Raw genomic sequence first — 23,170 nt, 5'->3', positions numbered from 1 at the left:
TTAGCACTAATGATCGGTTAAAACTGTGGCTGACCATTTGAAGCGCTAACGCCGCCATCAACAGGTAGATTGACGCCAGTGATCATAGCCGCATCGTCACTGGCTAAAAAGGTAATAGCTGCAGCGATATCTTCAGGGCTGGCAAGGCGACCAAGGGGACAGCGGGCTAAAAATTTCTCAGTCTTAATTTCATTATCTTGAATGGCGCTAGTCATGTTGGTTTTAGTTACGCTCGGGTTGACGGCATTCACTCTCACCCCATCAACGCCATGATCTAGCGCTAAAGTTCGAGTTAGATTACTGACACCAGCTTTTGCGGCGTTGTAAGCTGCCATGTTCCAGTCACCGCCGACCCCAGAGAGCGAGGAGACATTAACAATATTGCCTTTGGAAGCGATTAACTGAGGCATAGCCGCTTTGCAAACGTAGAAAGTACCGTTTAGATTAATATCTATGGCCGATTTCCACTGTTCAGCAGACAGCTCAGTTATTTTACCTTGAGTTGCTTTGCCAGCGTTATTCACTAGCACATCAATCCTGCCGAATTTTTCTACTACTAGTGCTATCATTTCTTGCACTTGGTCCTCTGTACTAATATCACAAACCACCGTTAAATAATTATCAACGTGAATCCAAGTACGATCTTTGGGAAACTCTTTAGCAGTGTCTTGCAAGGTCTTAAGAGTACGGCCCACTAATACCACGTTAGCGCCTTCATTGGCGAAGCGTAGGGCGGTTGCACGGCCTATTCCTGAGCCGGCTCCAGTAACAATAACCGTTTTTTCTTTAAAGCGTTTCATGATCTCTAATCCTTGTGGTCATAAAGCAGGGTTTTATGAATGCATTTAATAATTGGTTAAAATACTATATTTTTACTTCTTGGTATATGGTGTTTCATCATAGCAAGTCACGATTATGAAAGCGACAGCTTGTCAGGCAGACATTTATTGCCTTTAGCCTGAATGACATTATATTGTTAACAGTTCTAGCCATCATAAGTGATAACTATAGGGCTAGTAGCTGCTAATGTCTCGATTAATAGCGTAAGGGCTTGATAAGCACCCACAAAAAAAGACAGCCTAAGCTGTCTTTTTTATATCGATAAATAGACGTCTATAAAAGCTTATAGGTTAGTATCATCATCAACTAAACCGGTACCAGGCAATAAGCTCTTTTTAGCATTATTACTAATATCGGTAGTATTAGTATGAAGAGTACTAGTATCTACGATATCTGTGCGCAAATCGTTAGTAGAAGTTGTTGCTGCTGAAGGCGTGTTATCACGAACAGACTCTGCAACTTTTTCTTGAGTAGATTTACTAGGAGTAAGTGCTGATTTTGCTTTAGCTTCTTTATGTTCATCATCCATCTTATCTTGCATTTTACGCAGGAAACGACCGGCAGCTTCTTGACCACCAAGACCGAATGATAGAGCAAAAGCTACTGCTACTGCGCCTAAAGTTAGACCAAATGCTAAGTTAACGATAGAGTCAGCGATACCCATGGCTTTTAGACCCATAGCTAATACTAAGCCCATAATTAATACACGGACGATATTGGCTAGGAATTGTGAGCCTTTTTCAGAACGTTCAACCACACCAGCAATGATATTAGCAAGCCAGAAACCGATGAATAGGATAACTGCGCCTAATATGATGTTGGCACCGAAAGCGATAAACATAGTAATAATAGCGGAGATAGGTTCGAAACCTAACAAATCAGCTGCGGCGATAGCAGCAAACAACATAGCGAAGAAGATAATCGCATAGCCAACTAGATCAGAGATCTTTTTATCGCCCATGGTTTCTTGCAAACCTACTTTGGCAGGCAATTGATTGATCTGAGTGTTCTCTAATAAGCCTTTGATGATGTTAGCGACCATACGTATGACATAATACGTCACTACTAAGATAGCAGTTGCCATAAAGATATTAGGCAGTGCTTCCATGATCTTATTAAGCATGTTGGTTGCAGGACGAGCGATTACTTCAATTTTCAAAGCATTTAAGGCCGCGATGATAGTTGGAATAATGACTACTAAGAACGCTAAAGAACCAGCGATATTAGGTAAGCTGTTTTGCTGACTTAAACCTGCTTTTGAAGCAAGTTCTTGTACATTAAAGGTAGAAACAAGATTGGTTACAATACCACGTACAACCTTGGCGATGATATAACCCACCACAAAGACCACACCAGCAATAAGAATATTGGGGATAAAGTCAAAAATCTTGCCAACCATGTTAGTTAATGGAGCAAACAAACCATCAAGCTCTAATTGACCTAAAACCATAGTTAGTACGATTAATAAAATGAACCAATAAACTATGTCAGCGATAGTGCTGCTCATAGGCTTAACGCCAGCATGACTGCTTAGGCGCTCATCCATAGTCGTTTTAGCTAACGCTGCAGTAATAGCAGTACGTACTACAGTGGCGACAACCCAACCAATGATACCAACAGCAATAGCTGCAATAAGATTAGGGATAAATGACAAGACTTGACCTACCATATTTGCAAATGGTGCTGAAATAGAATTTAAGTTCAGTTGATCGAGTGCCATGGAAATAGCGATAATAAAAATAAACCAAAACACGATTTTAGAAATAATACCTTCTAAGTCGTAAGATTTACCTGTTGAGGTGTTCATGCGCTGATTGATATTAATTCTTGCTAATACATTACGTACTAGCGACGCTATACCAAGGGCAACCAGCCAACCAATGATAAAAATCAAAATAGCACCGATGATAGAGCCGATTGGCCCGCCAAGATAACCATTAAACGATGTAAGCATTGGATTCATCCTTTGTTCCTCTAATTATAATATGTTAACAGTGAGGAGTTTAGCTCTTAAAGATTGTTAACATATAAATAGTATTTTTAATTAAAATTATTCTTGCGCTGATTTCATTGCTGAGCAGTAAAATCGTATTGTTGTGAGTAGCTAATAATAGGTATCAAAATAGACAATAGTCGTTAACTACTTAAGTACTGACATAACTACAGTATATACAATAACAGTAGCTATATATTTATAGTAAAGTCTACCAATCTAAATAATTGATGGAATACCTTTGTTTTCAGTGGCTATGCTATGGATAGAAGTGCTTTAAGAATGGGCGACTATTATATTAACTCATACTGTCAGTGTTAATGAATAACCTGATAGAAGGTGGATATAAAGTTTACTCGGTAAGAATTTACATAAGATTGGTCATATTTTAGCAATTGAAATACTAATTCACAGATTATGAGTCATTATTTAACTAAATTCAGCTTAGCCGATCTAGCGGTATAGTTAAAGATAGAATGATTAACATCGCACTATAGTTGTGTGATAACTTGTTATCTTAGCTATCATAATTAACAAGAACTATACACTGTATCGATAATTTCATCTTATTAATAGCCCATAAAACTAAGATTTGTTATGATGTGATTCAGGTAAAAACTAATTAATGTTCTGATCATTCGAGAGTAATATATGAAAAAAATCACCACTTTGACTTTTAGTGTGCTGGCCAGTGCTATGCTATTAACTGGTTGTAATACTAATACCAAAGAAACTGCTGCCGCTAGCATATCAGTAACTGAGCAAAGTACAGCTGAACAAAAAGTAGGCTATAGCTTGGGTTATATGATGGCTGAAGGCAACAAAGAGTCTATTGCTGATTTAGACATCGATACCTTCGAAAAAGGCTTCCGTGATGGTTACGAAGGCAGTAAGTCAGCTTTGACTAAAGAACAAATGGAAAAAGTATTGACGGACTATCAAAAAGTACAAGAGGAGAAGTTTGTGAAAGATATGGCAACTAAAACTGCAGAGAATAAAACTAAGGGCGCAGCATTTTTAGCTGAGAACGCTAAAAAAGAAGGGGTTAAAGTAACCGCTTCAGGCCTACAATATAAAGTGTTGACTCCTGGTACTGGCAAATCACCAAAAGCTACTGACGTAGTCGAAGTAAACTACGAAGGTAAATTGACTGATGGTACAGTGTTCGATAGCTCATATGAGCGTGGCGAACCAGTTGAATTCCCGTTGAACCAAGTTATTGCTGGCTGGACTGAAGGCGTTCAGTTAATGAAAGAAGGTGCAAAGTATGAATTCTATATCCCTTCTGATATTGCTTATGGCGAGGCTGGCAATCAAGGCATCGACCCTAACAGCACGTTAGTATTTGTCGTTGAACTACTAAAAGTAAAATAATTGAAAATACAATAACTGAAAATAACACTGTATTTTAATAAGTTATTTTAGCCAACGAAAAAGCCCTCATATTTATAGTATGAGGGCTTTTTTTATAAGGCTAATAGCGGACATTAAAGCGACTATCTATAGCTTTTTCTGGAATACTTTAGAGTTACGTCCATTATGATATTGCTGCTGTCGGGATTCAGGTAAAGCACTAGCGTCAACTTCTACAAAGCCTTGCTCTACAAACCAATGCGCAGTACGAGTAGTCAATACAAAAAGTTTGAGTAGTCCATGACTGCGAGCTTGTTGCTCCAAAAATGCCAGTAGATCAGTACCGCGACTGCCTTTACGATAATCAGGATGGACGGCGACACAAGCCACTTCTGCTGAATCGTCATCTAATGGATGCAATGCGGCGCAGCCTAAAATCATACCATCACGTTCAATCACACTATACAGATCAATCTCTTGCTCTAAGCGCTCGCGTGAACGGGCTACTAGAATGCCTTGATCTTCTAAAGGGGCTAATAATTCTGTCAGACCAACGACGTCATCGATATTGGCATGGCGAATTTCTTCATAAGGGTCATGGCTAATTAGAGTGCCAGAACCATCACGAGTGAATAATTCTTCCAGCAGGGCACCGTCTTTGGCATATGAGATGATATGGGTGCGATGCACTCCCTGACGGCAGGCACTACTAGCACAATGTAAGAAATAATTAATTTCATTATTAATATCACGCTCACGCAAGAAGCGATCGACTTCATTAGGAATCATCTCATGAAGTGGGCGACCATTGTCATTAATATCAGCCTCTTCGCCTAAGAAAATAAGCTTATCTGCGCCTAGCGCTACTGCGGCACTAAGAGCGACGTCTTCAGCCAAGAGATTGAATACTTCGCCAGTAGCTGAAAAACCCATTGAGCCTAGAATAACAATATGATTATGCAGCAGATTGTTTTTTATCGCATCAATATCTATCGAGCGAACTTCCCCAGTCATCTGATAGTCAACGCCGTCACGAATACCGTATGGGCGTGCTGTGACAAAATTGCCTGAGACAGCATCGATACGCGAGCCATACATAGGAGAGTTGGCCAAGCCCATTGATAGCTGCGCCTCAATTTGCAGACGAATAGCACCAACCGCTTGTAGAATAGGCGGCATCGCTGTACGTGGTGTGACTCGAATGTCTTTATGCAGTGGCGAGACAATACCAGCTTCTTGGAGACTATTCTCAATTTGTGGTCGCGCACCATGCACTAGTACCAGCTTAATACCTAAGCTATGCAATAACGCAAAATCATGGATAAGCGTACTAAAATTTGCATGTTTAACCGCCTCACCACCAAACATAATCACGAAAGTTTTGCCGCGATGAGTATTGATATAGGGAGCAGAATTACGGAACCAATGGACGTATTCAGGGTTTATCTTTGGCATGGCGCTAGTAGTCATAGTAGGAACACGAAGTATTAGAAAGAAAAAGGAAGGTTGAGTAAAGTTTTTATCGACTCTAAAGATTTACCATAGCAAAAAATAGGGTTGTGAGCTATCTTTTTATTTTAGAGTGCTAAGTCCAATTTTATACACAACCTAAACACGGGGTTAATATACCTATAAATACTTTTTGCTATGCTAATAGCTGTTATATTCTCTATATCTTAAAAACAATATAAAGTATAAGATTATGATAAAGATGCAGCCCTTTAGTGACTGATCGATAGTAATCGATATTCAGTGACTAATTTAAGCAGCCAAAAAGTCGCCTTTGAACTTGTAATCCTCTATTTTTATTAGTGTGGTTTTACCGACACCTTAATTAGGAACCCTAGATATCATGAAAAAAACCAACTCTTTTGCTAATCCTTTTGCCGCTTGGAGCGGTCATCGTCTATTCCATGTCGTTGCCGGTACGTTAGTTGGCGCAATGGTAGTTACGCAGGCGTCAGCTATGCTCCCAACGCCAGAAGCGGCTACTAATAACCCTGTCGCTATGCAAGTCTCAAGCAATAACACTAGTTCAAATGCTCAGGCGATCACTAGCAGAATCACTGCTTCGCTTATTAGTGTTGATGCTAACGGCCAAGAGCTGTTGGTTCCGGTAAATGAAAATACGCGTTTGCAGTCTGGTAATATCTTAGAGTATCAAGGGTTTTTTACTAATACCAATGCCGATCGCGTACGCAAGATGACTGTTAGTCTAAGCATTCCGCAACAAGTTGAATTGTTGGGTGGTGTTACACCAGACTTTGCTTTTGCTAGTGTTGATGGTAATGCTTTTGCACGTATGCCACTACGAGGACAAGTCAATGGTCAGACTCAAGAGATACCATTACAATACTATCAGGCGCTACGCTGGAATCTAGAAGGGGTTGGCTTAAATGATACGGTGATGGTTAAATATCGTGCCCGAGTTAAATAAGTTACTTTAAGTTTAAATCTGAAGCTAAATCTAAAGTACGAGTCGATAGCCATTTTGTCGATTCAGTATCTAAAAGCACTATCATTGCTTATGGTAGTGCTTTTTTTTGCCATGTTTTTAGCTAGTCCTTTATCAGTACTCATTTGAATAGTGAGCTAAGTGTCATCGTTCTTTCATATTCAGCAAGTACTATTATTAGTAGGGATATAACGAACTGTAGACAAGCGCAGTCAGCAGCCGCTCACTATTACGGCCAACTATTCATCAATAAGGACATTGCCAATGCTTGATGCCAACCATGCCTCGATACTAGCTAATAAAGATCAGCTGATCACTAAGTGGATAACAGTCGCGCCAGCAGACCAAAAATTAAGGCGTAAGCTAGCCCGTACCGCTATAAGCTTAGTGATGCCAGCCTTTTTTATAACTGGGTTAGCAGCTTGCAATGAGGATAACAATGGTATTAACGGTATGGGTGGTGGTATAGGCACTGGTGATGTTTCTGTAGGCAGCGTTTACTCTAAAGTGAATTTTGTACCTGCTGGTAGTTATGTCCATGGCAGCTTTGATGAGTCTGCTGCTGAAATTATCGCTTTTCATCCTGCTAGCCGACGCTCTTTTGTGGTCAATGCTCAAAATAAAAAGGTTGATGTGATTGATTTAACTGACATCAATAGTCCGAAGTTTATAAGCTCGCTTGATGTAGCCGATATTGGTAGTACAGTGAATAGTGTGGCGGTGCATGGTGACATTGTGGCGCTTGCAGTACAAGCCAATATCAAGACGGATAAAGGTCATGTGGTACTGTATAACGCTAGTACTTTAGAGCGTATTAGTAGTATTGAGGTAGGCGCTCTCCCGGATATGGTGACTTTTACTGCTGATGGCAATACGCTACTAGTGGCCAACGAAGGGGAGCCCGATGATGACTATATTATTGATGCTGAAGGCTCAGTAAGTGTGATTAATATTATCGATATCAATCGTCCTATCGTCAAGACCGCTAGCTTTGATAGTTATAATTCGCAGAAGCAGAGCTTAATCGATTCTGGTGTGCGCATCTTTGGTCAAAAAGCAGATGGCTCGATGAGTTCTGTAGCTGAAGATTTAGAGCCGGAGTATATTGCAGTGTCGCAAGATGGCAAGACTGCTTATGTGAGCTTACAAGAGAATAATGCCATTGCCTTGATTGATATTAATAGCGCTACAGTAACGGGTATTAAAGCGCTAGGGGCTAAAGATCATGCCCAAGTCAGTAACGAGTTAGACGTGAGTGATAAAGATGGCGCTATCAATATTACTACTTGGCCTATTATGGGCATGTATATGCCAGACGCCATAGCTACTTACTCTATCGGTAAAAAAACTTATTTGGTGACTGCCAATGAAGGTGATGCACGCGAGTGGGGTAACTTTAGCGAAGAGATGCGATACCCAAAAGGGCAAGTTAACACTGGCAAGTATGATGCTTCTGCGTGTCATGGACTGGACTGCGCAGATAAAAAAGCGCTAGGTAGGTTGGCCTTTTCATCAGTCATGGGCCGTGGTAATGATGGACTTTATAATACCTTATATAGTTTTGGCGCACGCTCTTTTAGTATTTGGGACACTGAGAATATGAGCACGCCTATCTATGATAGTGGCAGTCTCATGGAAAAATACATCGCTGAAAAATACCCTAATAACTTTAATGCTAGTAATGATAACAATGGCTTCGATAATCGTAGTGATAATAAAGGAGTAGAGCCTGAAGGCGTCACTATAGGTCAAGTCGGCTCGCAAACTATCGCTTTTGTAGGGCTTGAGCGTATCTCTAGTATAATGGCGTTTGATGTGACTGATCCCATAAACGTCAAACTGCTCGGTGAAATAAATACCCGTAGCTTTGATGACGCCAAATTATCGGCTGCCCATGCAGGGACGGCACTGGCTAATGCTGATGGCGATTTAGGCCCTGAGGGTTTGACCTTTGTCTCTAGTAAAAATTCGCCGTCTGGCAAACCGCTGTTATTGGTTGGCTTTGAGGTCAGTGGTAGCTCAAGAGTATTTGAATTAGATTTTCTAAAGTAAAAGTAATAGCGCACTCATATTCCTATGAGTATGGGTGGTGCAACTTGATATAAAAGCAGGTTACGGCATTACTGTTGGTCATTGAATTCTAATCGACTCCCCATAAGCTAACTATCGCTTATGGGTTTTTTTATCGCTCAAGATTATCCCGAGCCGCTAGAGCATTAATAAATAGGAGTTTATGCACTGAGGCAGGCTACTAAAGCAGGTTGCATCTTTACAAGTAGATACTGCTGCTAGCAATTAACTTAAAGAGTAGTGTACTTACTATTCGACTTCTCAGCGATCAATTGCTTGATAACCTTAATTTGTGAGGTAGTAGCCGTTCGACCTGCCTCTATCAAGGCACGACGTTGGCTGCTATCTAAAGAGCTAATATGACCGACATCAGGAGTAATCACCACATCTGCCCGCTGCAGCTCGCCCGCTTTTGAGCGACTGCTGTTAGCAGCACCAGCATTGGCTGTAGACGCAACATTATTCTCTAACAAGCCCCAAAAGCTGGTTAGCGATGTGAGTGAGCTCAGTTTCGATAGCTTATTAGCATTATTGCTCGAAGCAGGTGCTGTAACATCAACGGCGATAACCATATCCGCTCCCAATTCAATAGCACTATCAACTGGCACAATACTGATCACCCCACCATCAATATATTTTTTGCCAACAGTCTCTGGAATGCGTGGGGCAATAAAAATATTAGGCACGCTACAAGAGGCTTGTACAGCTAGTCCAGCATTGCCAGTAGTGAACACCGCCTTTTTTAAACTGTCTTTTTCTGCTGCTACAGCGGCAAAGGTAATAGGGAAATCCTCTATCGACTGCCCAGCTACTTTGGCGTTGATAAAGTTTTTGAGCTTAATACCTTGAATAAAGCCTTGATTGGATAGGGTGGAATCTATCAAATCACTATCCGGAGTAGTTACCGCTAATTGCTCAAGATCATCAGCCGTCATGCCACTAGCGTAGAGACTACCAATTAAACTGCCCATGCTAGTACCCACTATTAACGTTGGGGTAATCCCATTCTCTTGCAACGCCTGAATGACCCCTACATGAGCGAAGCCTTTGGCACCGCCACCACCTAATACTAGAGCGACACTAGGTGCTTTTATAGCCGATTGAGTAGCGGAAACGGTGGGTGTCAGGCTGCTACAAGCGCCAGTAAACAGCGTCAAGGTTACGACAAGACTTAGACGTATAGAGAGCTTAGTAGTTAATAATACAGGCATAAAAAACCTTAATATAAAATTATTCTAATAAAAATGTTAGTATCTTAAGTGGTTAACAAATCAAAAAAACACTACTGTTTAATGCTTAGCATAATTCATTATATTATCAGCTATAATGCTAAGAGTAAGTTTTTTGCTAGCGGATTGATTATTATAATTTAATAGTATTAACTTCGCTGTCATAAGCTATGCCATCCTAAGCCGAAAGTATTAGGCAGAATAAATACTTTAAGCCACAGCCTAATGGTTTACGCTTAGACTGTCCTTAATAGCAGAGTCATATTGTTAGGATCTTTAATGCCCACACCTGCAACACAGTCAATCATCCGTCCTATAAATAACCAGCCTGCCTCAGCATTGGATATGTCGATATCTGCGCTGGGGGGTGTTGGACCCAAAGTCGCTGAGCAATTGGCACAATTGGGTATCGTACGTATATTTGATCTGTTTTTGCATTTGCCACGTGGCTACGAGGATCGCAGTCGTCTATTATCGATAGCTGATGTAGGGCATGGGCAAGCTGCGCTGATTACTGGTCGTGTGGTGCACGTCGATAATAAGCGTAGCGGTATGACGGTGATAATAGATGATGGTACCGGCACGGTAGGTTTAAGGTTTTTTAAGGTCTATCGTGGTCTAGAACAAACCATGAGCTTAGGTACTGAGCTGCAATTATTTGGGGAAGTTAAAGTCACCCGCTATGGCAAGCAGATCCATCACCCTGAGTACCAAGTGATTACTGGCAATACGGCAATGACCGATATTGGCCTGCAGCCTATCTATCCTACGGTAAAGGGACTGCATCAAAATAAGCTGCGTACGCTGATTAAACTGGCGCTGCAAACGGTACGTAGTGAGGGTCTACCCATGACCTTATTAACTAGAGATGATTTTGCTACGGTTGCCGATTTGCCCTTAGCGCCTTTTCTAGCCCCGCAGATGGCAATAACCGAAGAGGTCGATGCAGAAGATGTATTTGCCACTCTGGCGCATAAAGTACCTGATAGCAGTGTTCAAAAAAACAATCCTGCTGTTTATGACCATACGCTTAGTAAGGGCCACACTACAGTCAACCCTCAGTCCGATAAGCTAGCAGCAAGCAATCTTAATAATAACGTCTATAATTTAACTATATTTGAAGCTCTAGTATTACTACATACGCCGCCTACTTATACCGATGCCACTCAGCAGTATAATCTGTTGACCCAACTAAGTGCACGTACCCACGCCGCCTGCCAGCGTTTGATCATTGAAGAGCTGACTGCTCATCAGCTGAGTTTATTGTATCGGCGTCAACAGTTGCATCAGTTTAAAGCGCCAAAATGCGCCAGCCAAAGCCCATTAACCGACAAGTTGTTTGCCGCTTTACCTTTTGAGTTAACTGGTGCCCAGCAGCGAGTTATGAAAGATATCACGGCTGATATGGCCACTTCTATTCCGATGCTAAGGTTGATACAAGGCGATGTGGGTTCTGGTAAGACTTTAGTAGCAGCTGGCGCGGCAGGTTACGCATTAGATAGTGGCTGGCAAGTGGCGGTTATGGCACCGACTGAAATTTTAGCCGAACAGCATTTATCAAATTTTAAACAGTGGTTTGAGCCGTTAGGTATTGGGGTTGGCTGGCTAGCTGGCAAGCAAACGGTAAAGCAGCGCCGCGAAGCTCTAGCAGCAGTTGCGGATAATACGGTGCAGATAGTAGTCGGTACTCATGCACTGTTTCAAGAAGCTGTGCAGTTTGCCAAACTAGGCTTAGTTATTATTGATGAGCAACATCGCTTTGGGGTTGAGCAGCGTATGGCGCTGACTAACAAAGGGGTGGCTGGTAGTACGCCGCATCAGCTTATTATGACGGCTACTCCAATACCACGTACGCTGGCGATGAGTGTCTACGGTGATATGGATACCTCTATTATTGACGAGCTACCGCCAGGGCGCACACCGATCACCACGGTGACTATTGACCGTAATCGCCGTGACGAGGTCATTGAGCGTATCGCTATCAATTGCGCAGCTGGGCGACAAGCTTATTGGGTATGCTCGCTAGTAGAAGAGTCTAGTGTGCTTGATGCCCAAGCTGCTGAGGCTACTTATGAAGACTTAAATGAGCGCTTAGATATTCGTATTGGGCTAGTACATGGCAAGATGAAGTCGGTCGACAAGCAACAAATCATGCAGCAGTTTAAGGCTGGCGAGTTGGATTTACTGATTGCTACTACAGTCATCGAAGTCGGCGTTGATGTACCAAATGCCTCATTAATGGTCATCGAAAATGCTGAGCGTTTGGGTCTATCACAACTGCATCAGTTACGTGGACGAGTAGGCCGTGGCTCAACTAAGAGCTACTGTGTGCTACTTTACCAAAAGCCATTATCGGATATTGGTACTGAGCGCCTAAATGTATTGCGTGATAGCACTGATGGTTTTGTCATTGCGCAAAAAGATTTAGAGCTGCGAGGACCTGGCGAATTGCTGGGTAAGCGGCAAACGGGTAATATTGGTTATTACTTAGCGGATCTAATTCGTGATGAGCAGTTATTTGCGATTGCGCAAAGCCTAGCTAAGCATCTGATTAATGACACTGAACGAAAGGCTGATGTCAGTCAACTTATTCATCGCTGGATGCCAGAGGCAAGCCGTTATACTAATGCTTGATGTTTGACATTGATTGTGGATATTTGTGTTATTAATTAACGCATGTATAGCCGTGTTAAAGTCATTGCAAGCTATAGTCCAATATTTCATTAAGGCTTACTTCTTTTACTAACAGTCAATAAAGGTTAACTGGGAGTGTAGGCATTAAAAATGCCGTTGGGTTGGCTTTTATAAGCTATCGCTAATCCTGCAGAAAAATCGTCGCCATTATTAAAGCTATCAATGCTATCGTCGCCATTATTAAAGCTATCAATGCCATCAACGCCATCAACGCCATCAAGGCTACTATGACTAATTAGGTCGCTAGCTTTATCGAAGTGGACACTTTTGTATTATCAAATACTGTTGCTACTGCCCCCTCTTCTAAAAACTCTAGATAAATCTATTATTTAAAATCCTGTTCTAAAGGCCTAGTCTTAATGACCACTCCTATGTCATTTCCATCCTCACTCTCAATATTTTTAACAAGTTAATTTGTCCATTAAGTTATTAGTACTAGCTTTTCGCACCTATTTTATACCTGCTTTGCTTAATGATATTGTTGGGCAATAGCAGGATAGTGACTCTATAAGTTCTAGCTAATTTAACACCCTCAATGCAAATCAAGTATAATTACTAGTCATTGTTATTGAACAGTTTTTTATAGCCATCGCTTAATGTCATTACTGCCCCTGTTTATAGAGACCGATTATGAGTGACCTTCCAGATCTTAATAGTAAGCAAGCGCCTAATGCTAATGAGCCTAAGCCGGTAGTGGCGTCTGAACTACCGCCATATCGTCAGGTTGATAAAAATATACCCGCAGCAAAGCTACCAATATGGCTGTGGCCAGTATTGCTTGCGGTACTTATTGGTGGGGTATTGTTAGGTAAGTATTGGGGTGCTGATAAGGCCGATGATAGCGTCAATGGTAATGTTGGCACTACTAGTCAAACTACTAAGGCGCCTGAGGATAATAAGGCTAATGTTAGTGCTGAGCAAGCGGTACTATCAGTCGAAACCGTTATGCCAAGTCAAGATAATATCGGTAGTACGCTCAAGGCTGACGGCACTATTAGTGCCAAAGATATCGCTAACGTTAGCGCTAAAGTCAGCGGCGTGGCTATCGAACGAATATTAGTCGAGGAAGGTCAGCGCGTCAAAGCTGGTCAAGTATTGGCAATATTTGACACTGATGCTGTGCGTCAACAAATAGTGCAAGCAGAAGCTGATGTGGCTGAAGCTGAAGCTACGCTTGCTAATGCTAAGGCAGATGCGATACGAGTATTACCTTTGGTAGATATTGACGCTATCAGCAAACAAGAAGCCGATCGCTATCGTACCTCAGAGCTACAAGCGCGCGCAGCATTACAAGCGTCAAAAGCACGACTTAGTAGCCAAAACTTAGCCTTAAACAATGCGCAAGTAGTAGCTCCTGTTAGTGGCATCATCAGCGAAAAGAAAGTGGACGTAGGTATGGTTGCTGGTGGCGAGCCGTTATTCACTATTATAAAAGACGGTATATTGGAGTGGCAAGCTGACATCGATCCTAAGCTAATAGCAGACGTAAAAGTGGGGACTCCAGTGAAAGTGAGCTTGCCACAAGGCCAGTCAGTAATGGGCGAAGTACGCCGGATCGCACCAACAGCTGATAATAATCGTCAAATCACTATTTATGCTAGTCTCGCTAGTAATTCAAATGCTCGTGCTGGTATGTATCAAACGGGTGAATTTTTATTAGGTAGCGAAAATACTCAAACGGTCCCTAATAGCGCGATTGTCAGTAATGATGGTTATGATTATGTGATGCTAGTGACCGCTATTGAGACTAAGGATAACAAAACAATAGGGAAAATTAAGCAGCAGCGAGTCACTTTAGGCGAGCGTTTAGGCAATAATGTGGCCGTTGTTGAAGCTTTGCCAGCAGGTAGTAGGCTAGTTAAGCAAGGTGGTAGCTTTTTAAATGAGGGCGATTTGGTACGTATTGTCGATAGTAAAGGTGCCGCTACCTCATCTTCTGCGCAAAAACAAGCGCAGGCCCCATTATGAACTTTAACGTATCCTCCTATTCAATCAAAAACCCATTAGTAGCGATTCTGCTATTTGTCTTGCTAACCATGGGCGGATTATTTGGCTTTCGTCAAATGAAAGTCCAACAGTTCCCTGATATTGATTTACCAGCGGTAGTGGTGACAGTGACCTTGCCCGGAGCAGCGCCAGCGCAGTTAGAAAATGATATTGCCAAAAAAATAGAAAATAAACTCACTAGCATTAATGGTATTAAACATATTCGCAGCACCTTACAGACGGGGGCTGCAACTATTGCTACTGAGTTTGTATTAGATAAAGATATCCAAGAAGCTGTCGATGATGTGCGCTCGGCAGTCGGAGAAGTACGTGGTGACCTCCCCGCTGCGGCGAATGACCCTATTATTACTAAAGTTTCTACCTCCGGCTTTCCGGTGGTTACTTATTCAGTAGCTGCTGACAATATGAGCGTTGAGGATCTATCTTGGTTCGTTGATGATACGATTACTAAGCGCTTATCTGATATCCAAGGGGTCGGCTCAATCAGCCGTATTGGTGGCCTTGAGCGCAAAATTACTGTAGCAGCAGATCCTATAGCCTTAAGTGGATTGCAGTTGTCTATCAGTCAGCTGTCACAGCAGATCTCTGGTATTCAGCAGGACAGCTCAGGCGGTGAATCACAAGTCGGGAACAGCACCCAAACCATTCGAGTGTTAGGCGCTGTTGAGCGTGCCCGTGAGCTCAATGACCTACAGATAGCGGTTCCTACAGGCGGTACGCAAGCGCTAGGACGCATGGCTGAAGTCACTGATGGTCCTGACGACCCAAACTCTATCGCTAAGCTCGATGGAAAAGTGGTGGTGGCCTTTAACGTAGTGCGCTCGCGTGGTGCTAGTGAAGTGGAGGTGACTGAGCGTATAGATACTGAACTGGCTAAGCTGGCGACGGATATGCCTAATATCACGGTAGAAAAAGTCTATGATCGAGCAACGCCAGTCGCTGAGGACTATTCAGCATCATTACGGATGTTGATTGAAGGGGGGATTCTTGCGGTTATCGTAGTGTTTTTATTCTTACGGAATATCCGTGCCACTATTGTCACCGCTGTAGCCCTGCCACTATCGATTATTCCTACCTTTTTAGGGATGTATTTATTTGATTTCAGCCTCAATATTATCTCGCTACTGGCCTTGTCCTTAGTTATAGGGGTGCTAGTCGATGATGCTATCGTTGAAGTCGAAAACATCATGCGCCATTTACGCATGGGTAAGACGCCTTATCAAGCAGCGATGGAGGCAGCTGATGAAATTGGCCTAGCAGTAGTAGCCACCACTTTTACTTTGATTGCGGTGTTTTTACCTACTGCTTTTATGGGCGGTATTGTTGGTCAGTTCTTCCGTCAATTTGGTTGGACAGCAGCGTTGGCTATTTTTGCCTCGTTAATGGTGGCGCGTCTTATTACTCCAATGATGGCCGCTTATATCTTGCGTCCTGAAAAAAAGCACGTTGAAAAACAAAGCTTGATGATGACTGGCTACCTCAAGGTAGTCTCCTGGACGCTAAAGCATCGTTGGCTGACTATGGGTGCAACTTTAGTGCTGTTTGTCGCCTCGCTGGGATTAGTTAAACTACTGCCTACGGGTTTTATTCCCGATAATGATATTGACCAGACACGAGTAGCGATTGAGCTGACTCCGGATGTAGAATTGGCAGATACAGAACGGGTAGCCGCGCTGGCAAGTGAGCGTATATTAGCTTTGCCCGAGGTCACCCATATCTTTACCTCTATTGGTGAGGGACAAGCCTCTATGGGCTCAGAATCTAGCGGTGGTAAAGCTAAAAACATTGCTGGACTAGATATAGTATTAGCTCCACGAGCTGAGCGTGGCTCTAAGCAACAAATTGAACAACAGATCAGTTCGATATTGTCAGAAGTCCCCAGTGCCCGTTTCACTGTTGGCTTATCAAGCGGCGGTGAGACCGGTTATAATTTTTCGTTAACTAGTACTAGCCCAGAAGTATTAGAAAAAACCGTACAACAGATTATGAGTGATATTCGTGCTTTACCTATGGTGGGTTCGGTCACCAGTGACCGTAGTCTGCCACGTCAAGAGCTGACGGTAACCCCTGATCGCTTAGCGATGGCCGATAAAGGGGTGACTACCCAAGCTATAGCTAACACTTTACGTATCGCTACAGTTGGCGACTATGAGCAGAGCTTATCTAAGCTCAATTTAGATACACGGCAGATACCGATAGTAGTACGCTTGCCTGATATCGCCAAACAAAGCGTTAATCAGTTAGAGGGGTTATACGTACCTACTAGCCAAGCAACTGGACAAGGGGTGCGAGTAGGGGAAGTGGCCAGTTTAGACTTTGGTACGGGGCCCGCCCAAATTAAGCGACTGGATCGTGAGCGTGCTATTAGTATTACTGTGCAGCCTAATGATGGTGCACTAGGTGAGCTAATAGAAGCGGTAAAAGGTACGCCAACTATGCAGAGTTTACCGGCCTCTATCACGGTGATTGATCAAGGCCAAGCCGAAAGTATGGCTGAGCTATTTAGCGGTTTTGTTATCGCCATGTCAGTCGGCATTGTCTGTATCTTAGGGGTACTGATTTTATTATTCGGCAAGCTATTGCAGCCTTTTACTATTCTTATGGCCCTGCCATTATCTATTGGCGGTGCTTTCGTCGGGCTAGTCCTTACTAAGAGTAGCTTATCGATGCCATCGATGATTGGCTTTATCATGCTGATGGGTATCGCTACTAAAAACTCTATTTTGTTAGTGGATTACGCTATTATTGCGCAAAATCGTGGGCTGATGCGCTTTGACGCTATTCTTGATGCTTGTCGCAAACGGGCACGGCCTATTATTATGACTACGATTGCAATGGGTGCTGGTATGCTGCCATTAGTATTTGGCTGGGGCGAGGCTGATCCGACCTTCCGTCGTCCGATGGCTGCCGCTGTGCTAGGCGGTTTAGTGACTTCTACATTATTAAGTTTAGTGGTGATTCCAGTGGTTTATACCTTAATGGACGATGTGTCAGGCTGGTTTAGCCGATGGCTGATTCCGCATGGTAAAAATGCTCACAATTCTAATGATGAACCACAACCTGTTATTGAAAATGATAAATAGTAACTGTTACCTATCAGGACAGGGCAATCAAAAAGTAATAGGTTGCGCTGTCAGCTTAGGAGCGAATACTAGCAGGATAAGTTTGAATTACTAACCGACTTGGCAACCTTACCAGCAAAGGAATCATCAGTCGCTGTGTATTGTTGCAAGCCATAGCCCTTTATAGCAGTAGGCTAAGACTAAATAGATAAAGTCTTAGTCTTTTTTATGGGCTTGTTAAAGTCGATGACCATTAAAAAAGTCGATAATCTGTTACTCTGAGCTGACCGCCTTATCTTAATACCGAGCGAGACTAGCAATGAATGAATTAGTGCCACAAGGGACGCTTGCTCATAGCAATGCTTGGTTTATTCCTTTTTTATGCCTGTTAGTAGGTGGCTTACTATTGGGCATATCTACCAATTTGGCCAAGTACGCTAGCGAAATAGGGTTGACCCCATTAGCATTTTTGTTTTGGTCAATCTCTGGAGCAGCACTAATTCTATTAGTAGTAGCCTTAGTAAAAAAGGAGCATTTATCTCTTAACGCTCGTAGCTTGGAGTACTATACGATTGCCGCATTAGTCAGTGTTGCCGGCTCTAATTTGATTTTCTTCTCTGCTATTGCGCACGTAGGTGCTGGTTTTGTTGCTTTAATTATTGCTCTACCACCGTTGCTTACTTATCTGGGTGCTCTAGCGTTACGCATAGAGCGCTTTAGTCGCTTGCGTGCCTTTGGGGTGGCGGCGGCGTTAGCTGGAGCAGGAGTATTGGCTGCACGTAAGTTTGCTGCGCCAGATGCCAGCATATTTTGGATTTTGTTGGCGCTCTGTGGCCCTGTATTACTAGCTATCGGTAATATCTATCGGAGCTTACGCTGGCCGGATAAAGCTTCTGCAATTGCGCTTGCTCCTGGTATGTTGATTGCCGCTGCCTGTATCCTCGCTATCGTTGGAATGTTACCAGGTTTTTCCTTGGCGCTACCGCTTGGCGAAAGTAAGACTGGCGGATTAATATTGCTGCAGGCTAGTATTTTTGCTGCTCAATTTTTACTGCTATTCTTATTACAAAAGACTGGTGGCCCAGTGTTATTAAGCTTATTAGGAGCAGTAGGTGCAATAGTTGGAGTACCTATAGCGGTATTTTTGCAGGGCGAAGCGCCACCAGAGGGGCTTATTTTAGGGGCTTCACTGATTGGGCTTGGGGTGATTTTGGTCACTTGGGGTGGAGTAAAAATGGCGGCAGCCATCAAGAGTGATAGCTAAAGAGATAAATCATTACTAATAAAAGACCAAGGCCTCTTTAATCTTCACTAGTAAACCCTGCTGTTAGCTAATAAAAAAGGTATTAGTACTAAAATATTTAGGCTATACAAAATCATGAGATAGGGGGTTCTTCGAGCGTTATTAAAATACCTACGTCCACTAGTAAGATAGAGGGCTATAAATACAGGGCTATAAATAGAGAGTTATAAAAAGTCAGAAAACTATAATGTCGCAATAAATGCAGTTAACGGGTATAACAACATTAATCGCTGCCACAGTCTAGCCCTTTAGCTTGGTCAAATAGTCCAAGTTAAAGGGTCAGTTCATAATAAAACAGTGCTTTTTGCCTTCTACTATTTCACTAAATTTTTAACTAGTGATTTCTATTGCTAGTTAGCTTGCTACTTTCATCCTCCTAGCGACAATCACTCAAAACAAATATGCGCCGCCTGATTACAGAAGGTTTGCTTACCATTTTTGAATCCTGCCAAGGCTTGTGCTACGGTTCTAATAGTTTCTACTGAATCCTTGGCTTCTACTACTACTAAAGTAGCCATTGCCCCTACTGCTATCTCAGTGTCGAGCGCCAATAACTTAGCCGCATTTTTGCTAATCATATCGAATGCCATTGCTATTTCATCATCGGTCGATAGCTGGGCGATATTGGCATACAAGTTGGCCATTCTAATCAATGAGGCGTCGCCGTAAGGGGTAAAAGCATTGAGGATATTATTAGTAGAAATCGTGGTATTAACTCCTAACTCTGCAAACTGATTAGCATTGACTGTGCCTCGGGGTATCAAAGACTCACAATCACTGCCATTGATATAGATATCAGTAGCCGGTAACACGATCAAGGTAATATCTGCCATTTTTAGTAAGCCAGCCATCTCTCCACGCTTCATCTTATCCATAGCTGAGAGCTTAGTAACGTGACCGATAGAGACGCGGCCTTGATAGTTGCGCTTAATGGTTTCTTCGAAAACCTTTGGAATACTTGATCCTTCTGGGTCTAAATCAAAATCCAAGTGAAAATCGACATCGACGTCAAACTTTTCAGCTATATCAAATATCATTTCGATATGCTGCTCTGGATTTTCATCTTTATAGGGACAACCCCCTAGCAGATCCGCGCCTTGGGCTAATGCTTGCTGTAATAACTGCTGGGTTAGCGGTTTAGTGGTCAAGCCTGACTGCGCAAAAGCACAAAGCTCTATATCGATAGCAAAGGCGTATTTATCCTGCACTCTTTTTAGCGCTCTAAAGCTACGCATTTCAGTTTGTTCATCCGTTTCAACAAAAGTACGCATGGCTACCGTACCTTTTTTGATAGCCATCTCTATGACCTTTGAGGCGCGTTCGAATACATCTTCTTCAGTGAACTGTTCTTTGGCTTTACCCGTCTCATCAACGGCTTCTTCTAGAGTGCCTTGTTCTACACTACAGCGATCTAAAATACAGGCTTTGTCAAGGTGAATATGACTCTCATAAAACCCTGCACAGACAAAATTGCCTTGAGCGTCATAAACTCTGCTACTGGCTGCCGCTTCACTATCATGGCTATCATCACTATTAATAGCATTTTCTATATCATCAATACGCTTGATGTGAGCGCCTTCTATGCTGATATTAACTAAGTTTTTACGGCCCGCTAATTGAGCGTTTTTTATAATTAGATCTATCATTATTATTTATTCCGTTTTTGAGGGTGTTAGGGCCAATTGGTTTCAAAATCTGCGTTTTACTAGTAAAACGATGATATTCAATAGAGGTTAGCATCAGCTAAGGTTTGGGTAAAATAATAGATGAGTTTACCGATATTCGCTAGGAATTATTATCTATATCTGATGCTTATTACGTAGCTGAATTTAATGATAGCTTATAAACCTTAAGTCGTTATTAACGTGAATGAGGCAGAATAGTTGCTAGGAACTTATAAATTCTGCAAGTTTTGAGCTTACATTTATATTTTCACCGAGGTGTTTTTAATTTTACCATCATGGCGTTTTGGCTGTGTAGCTCTGCTGTGATACTAAAGCTCTCATACTAAAGCTGTGATTGAATTTATTCTAATATTTCGTCACTTTTAGCAGCTATGTTTTTAGTTTCCTCATAGTGCCGACTATAGTTCGCTAACGTATCTTCACAATAAATAATTAATATATTTATTGTTTTGTTAACAAAATTAGTTAACAATGTTTGTTAACAATTATTCTTTCGTCACTAACTAAGCAGTTGTCATAACCTAATTAATTGATAACAGCACGCTGTGAGGATTCTAGTTATAAGCCGCAATTGAACAATATCTACGACCAATAAAATCGTAGCAAGCGCCCGTAAAACAGCGCTTGTTGGTACTACAATTATTGCAGCTTTCACAATGAATTCTCCTGCCTGTATTCAAAGATATTATGATGAAGACAAGCTAAAGACAAAGGGCTGAATGCCGTAGCAGTAGCCTGTTCTGATGATCCCTCTATTAGGGTCTGTTATGAATTATTTTCAGGCTTAGCCGTTGGGATTTTTGCACTGCTATGACCGATTTAACTGAATGGTTAACATAAAAAGCCGTTATTTAGCTGATTGACAGCGTCAAGATAGCAATGCACAAAGTCGAGGCCTTAGTAATAAGTGGAATGAAAATGAGCAAAATTGGAGCATAAGTGCTGGCAATTTAATATCAACAAAGTATGACCCACTAAAAATTGTTCCAAGGAAGGGAAGTGTTATGAACTCTAAAGAAGATTATGTAGCGACAGCAGAAACAAGAACTACCCTTGTTGAAACTACAGGTGACGAAACTCTAAAGCCAAATGGCCCAGAAGATAGAACTTTAGGGGCGCTTGGCTACATGTCTTTGTGGGTTGGAGACGGTGTGAACATGGGTAATATGACGCTCGGTGCGAGCGTTATAGTTGCTGGTATGGCAGTATTGAATATTTGGCAGACTATCACAGCTGCATTAATTGCCATTGCCATTGTTTCCACCTTTTTTGCATTAAACGACAGAGCAGGCTATAAATACGGTATTCCTTACGTTGCTCACTTAAAAGCATCGTTTGGTAAAAAAGGAACACTGCTCTCTTCACTACTCCGTGCAGTGCCTGCTGTCATCTGGTATGGGGTTCAAAGTTGGATCGGCGGTACCGCATTAAATGAGGTGTTCAAAATATTATCAAGTGGCGCTTTTGATAATGTCTTTGTTGGATTCATTATTCTCATAATTGTGCAAATATTGCTTTCAATGAAAGGCTTTCATAGTATTAAAGTCGTTGAATCGGTGGCATCTGTGGTGCTGATGGGTATCGTCATTACGGTATTTATCATACTAGTTAAAGACCATAGCGCAGCCATTTCAACTTCTTGGATTAATGCTAAAGGCACATGGGGAATCGAGTTCTTTGCCTATATTATGGTCTTCCTTGGTAACTACGCCGCTATATTTTTGAGTGCAGCAGACTATTCACGCGAACTAAAAACAGGCTACACGGACAAAAAAAGAGGACTTCTTTACTTTATACCGATTATCGTAGCTTATGGCTCAGTAGTGGTTGTAGGCGCTATGCTTGCCAGTGCGACAGGTTATACCAATCCAGCACTAGGGTTACCAGCATTATTTGACAACGTTTATATGCAATTATTCATCTCTGTATTCATTGTGTTTGGCGCTATCGCGGTCAATTTAGTAGCAAACATTGTTACGCCAGCTTATGTTGTTCAACTATTTACCAAACTGAACTACAAAGCTTCAGTAACCATTACCGGAATACTTGCGATGGGATCATTTCCATGGCTGTTAGTGCAGGATGATAATGCAAAAGGATTGGATACTTTCGTTCATGTCTACTCAGCTTTTCTTGGACCTCTTATTGCTATTCTTCTTGTCGACTTCTATTTTATGAGAAAACAGCATATCGATATCAAAGAACTATACAAAACAGATGGGGACTTTGAAGAGGTGAATTATGCTGCATTGCTAGCGCTTGCTATCGGTACAGCAGCAGCATTCATATTCGTTGATCTCGCTTGGTTAATCGGACTAATCGTTGCCGGTATTGCTTATCCGATTATTACCAAAACAATGTTTAAAGGTTCTACATTCAAAAAAGGCACTATTTTTGAAAAGGAAATTTAATACTATAACAAGAGCAGTAAAATCGATGAATTTCTGCTCTTTTTATTCTAAATAAGCCAACTGTTGCG

The 23,170-nt window shown here is 42.0% G+C and carries 13 protein-coding genes; 8 read left to right on the top strand and 5 right to left on the bottom strand.

Annotated features, from left to right (window positions below; genetic code table 11):
- Positions 1–17 precede the first annotated feature (17 nt).
- The gene (locus JMY09_RS09710) at positions 18–800 is read right to left on the bottom strand and encodes an SDR family NAD(P)-dependent oxidoreductase (protein WP_201623391.1); all 783 of its coding nucleotides are present in this window, start codon (positions 798–800) and stop codon (positions 18–20) included.
- 323 nt (positions 801–1,123) lie between these two features.
- A complete protein-coding gene (locus JMY09_RS09705; protein WP_201623390.1) occupies positions 1,124–2,803 on the bottom strand; it encodes a mechanosensitive ion channel in 1,680 nt (559 codons plus the stop codon).
- A gap of 681 nt (positions 2,804–3,484) precedes the next feature.
- Between JMY09_RS09705 and JMY09_RS09700 the strand changes: the two genes are divergently transcribed.
- The gene (locus JMY09_RS09700; protein ID WP_201623389.1) at positions 3,485–4,207 is read left to right on the top strand and encodes an FKBP-type peptidyl-prolyl cis-trans isomerase; all 723 of its coding nucleotides are present in this window, start codon (positions 3,485–3,487) and stop codon (positions 4,205–4,207) included.
- A gap of 126 nt (positions 4,208–4,333) precedes the next feature.
- Here JMY09_RS09700 and argA read toward each other — a convergent pair whose 3' ends face one another.
- Positions 4,334–5,656, bottom strand: a complete 1,323-nt coding sequence (gene argA, locus JMY09_RS09695) for an amino-acid N-acetyltransferase (RefSeq protein ID WP_201623388.1) — start codon at positions 5,654–5,656, stop codon at positions 4,334–4,336.
- A 382-nt stretch (positions 5,657–6,038) separates the two neighbouring features.
- Between argA and JMY09_RS09690 the strand changes: the two genes are divergently transcribed.
- The gene (locus JMY09_RS09690) at positions 6,039–6,623 is read left to right on the top strand and encodes a hypothetical protein (protein ID WP_201623387.1); all 585 of its coding nucleotides are present in this window, start codon (positions 6,039–6,041) and stop codon (positions 6,621–6,623) included.
- Positions 6,624–6,905: 282 nt separating this feature from the next.
- Positions 6,906–8,693 carry a choice-of-anchor I family protein gene (locus tag JMY09_RS09685; RefSeq protein WP_201623386.1) on the top strand — a complete coding sequence of 596 codons (1,788 nt, stop codon included), beginning with the start codon at positions 6,906–6,908 and terminating at the stop codon, positions 8,691–8,693.
- Between the two features lie 248 nt (positions 8,694–8,941).
- On the opposite strand, the gene JMY09_RS09680 is transcribed toward JMY09_RS09685, so the two are convergent.
- The gene (locus tag JMY09_RS09680; protein WP_201623385.1) at positions 8,942–9,922 is read right to left on the bottom strand and encodes a patatin-like phospholipase family protein; all 981 of its coding nucleotides are present in this window, start codon (positions 9,920–9,922) and stop codon (positions 8,942–8,944) included.
- A 297-nt stretch (positions 9,923–10,219) separates the two neighbouring features.
- On the opposite strand from JMY09_RS09680, the gene recG reads away from it, so the two are divergent.
- From recG to JMY09_RS09660, 4 genes are all read left to right on the top strand, one after another.
- Complete coding sequence (recG, locus tag JMY09_RS09675; RefSeq protein WP_201623384.1) at positions 10,220–12,574, top strand: ATP-dependent DNA helicase RecG; 2,355 nt, start codon at positions 10,220–10,222, stop codon at positions 12,572–12,574.
- A gap of 690 nt (positions 12,575–13,264) precedes the next feature.
- A complete protein-coding gene (locus JMY09_RS09670; protein WP_201623383.1) occupies positions 13,265–14,602 on the top strand; it encodes an efflux RND transporter periplasmic adaptor subunit in 1,338 nt (445 codons plus the stop codon).
- Positions 14,599–17,724 carry an efflux RND transporter permease subunit gene (locus tag JMY09_RS09665; protein WP_201623382.1) on the top strand — a complete coding sequence of 1,042 codons (3,126 nt, stop codon included), beginning with the start codon at positions 14,599–14,601 and terminating at the stop codon, positions 17,722–17,724. Before JMY09_RS09670 ends, JMY09_RS09665 begins: the two co-directional genes overlap by 4 nt.
- A 298-nt stretch (positions 17,725–18,022) precedes the next feature.
- A complete protein-coding gene (locus JMY09_RS09660) occupies positions 18,023–18,967 on the top strand; it encodes a DMT family transporter (RefSeq protein WP_201623381.1) in 945 nt (314 codons plus the stop codon).
- A 425-nt stretch (positions 18,968–19,392) separates the two neighbouring features.
- Here the strand turns inward: JMY09_RS09660 and JMY09_RS09655 are convergent, their stop codons facing one another.
- Complete coding sequence (locus JMY09_RS09655) at positions 19,393–20,652, bottom strand: amidohydrolase family protein (protein ID WP_201623380.1); 1,260 nt, start codon at positions 20,650–20,652, stop codon at positions 19,393–19,395.
- 1,043 nt (positions 20,653–21,695) lie between these two features.
- Here JMY09_RS09655 and JMY09_RS09650 point away from each other — a divergent pair.
- Positions 21,696–23,102, top strand: a complete 1,407-nt coding sequence (locus tag JMY09_RS09650) for an NCS1 family transporter (protein ID WP_201623379.1) — start codon at positions 21,696–21,698, stop codon at positions 23,100–23,102.
- Positions 23,103–23,170 lie beyond the last annotated feature (68 nt).

It is taken from the genome of Psychrobacter urativorans, from assembly GCF_904846695.1.
GTDB classification, from domain to species: domain Bacteria; phylum Pseudomonadota; class Gammaproteobacteria; order Pseudomonadales; family Moraxellaceae; genus Psychrobacter; species Psychrobacter urativorans.
Note: the sequence above shows the minus strand (reverse complement) of the source record. Positions and strands in the feature narration are given on the sequence as shown.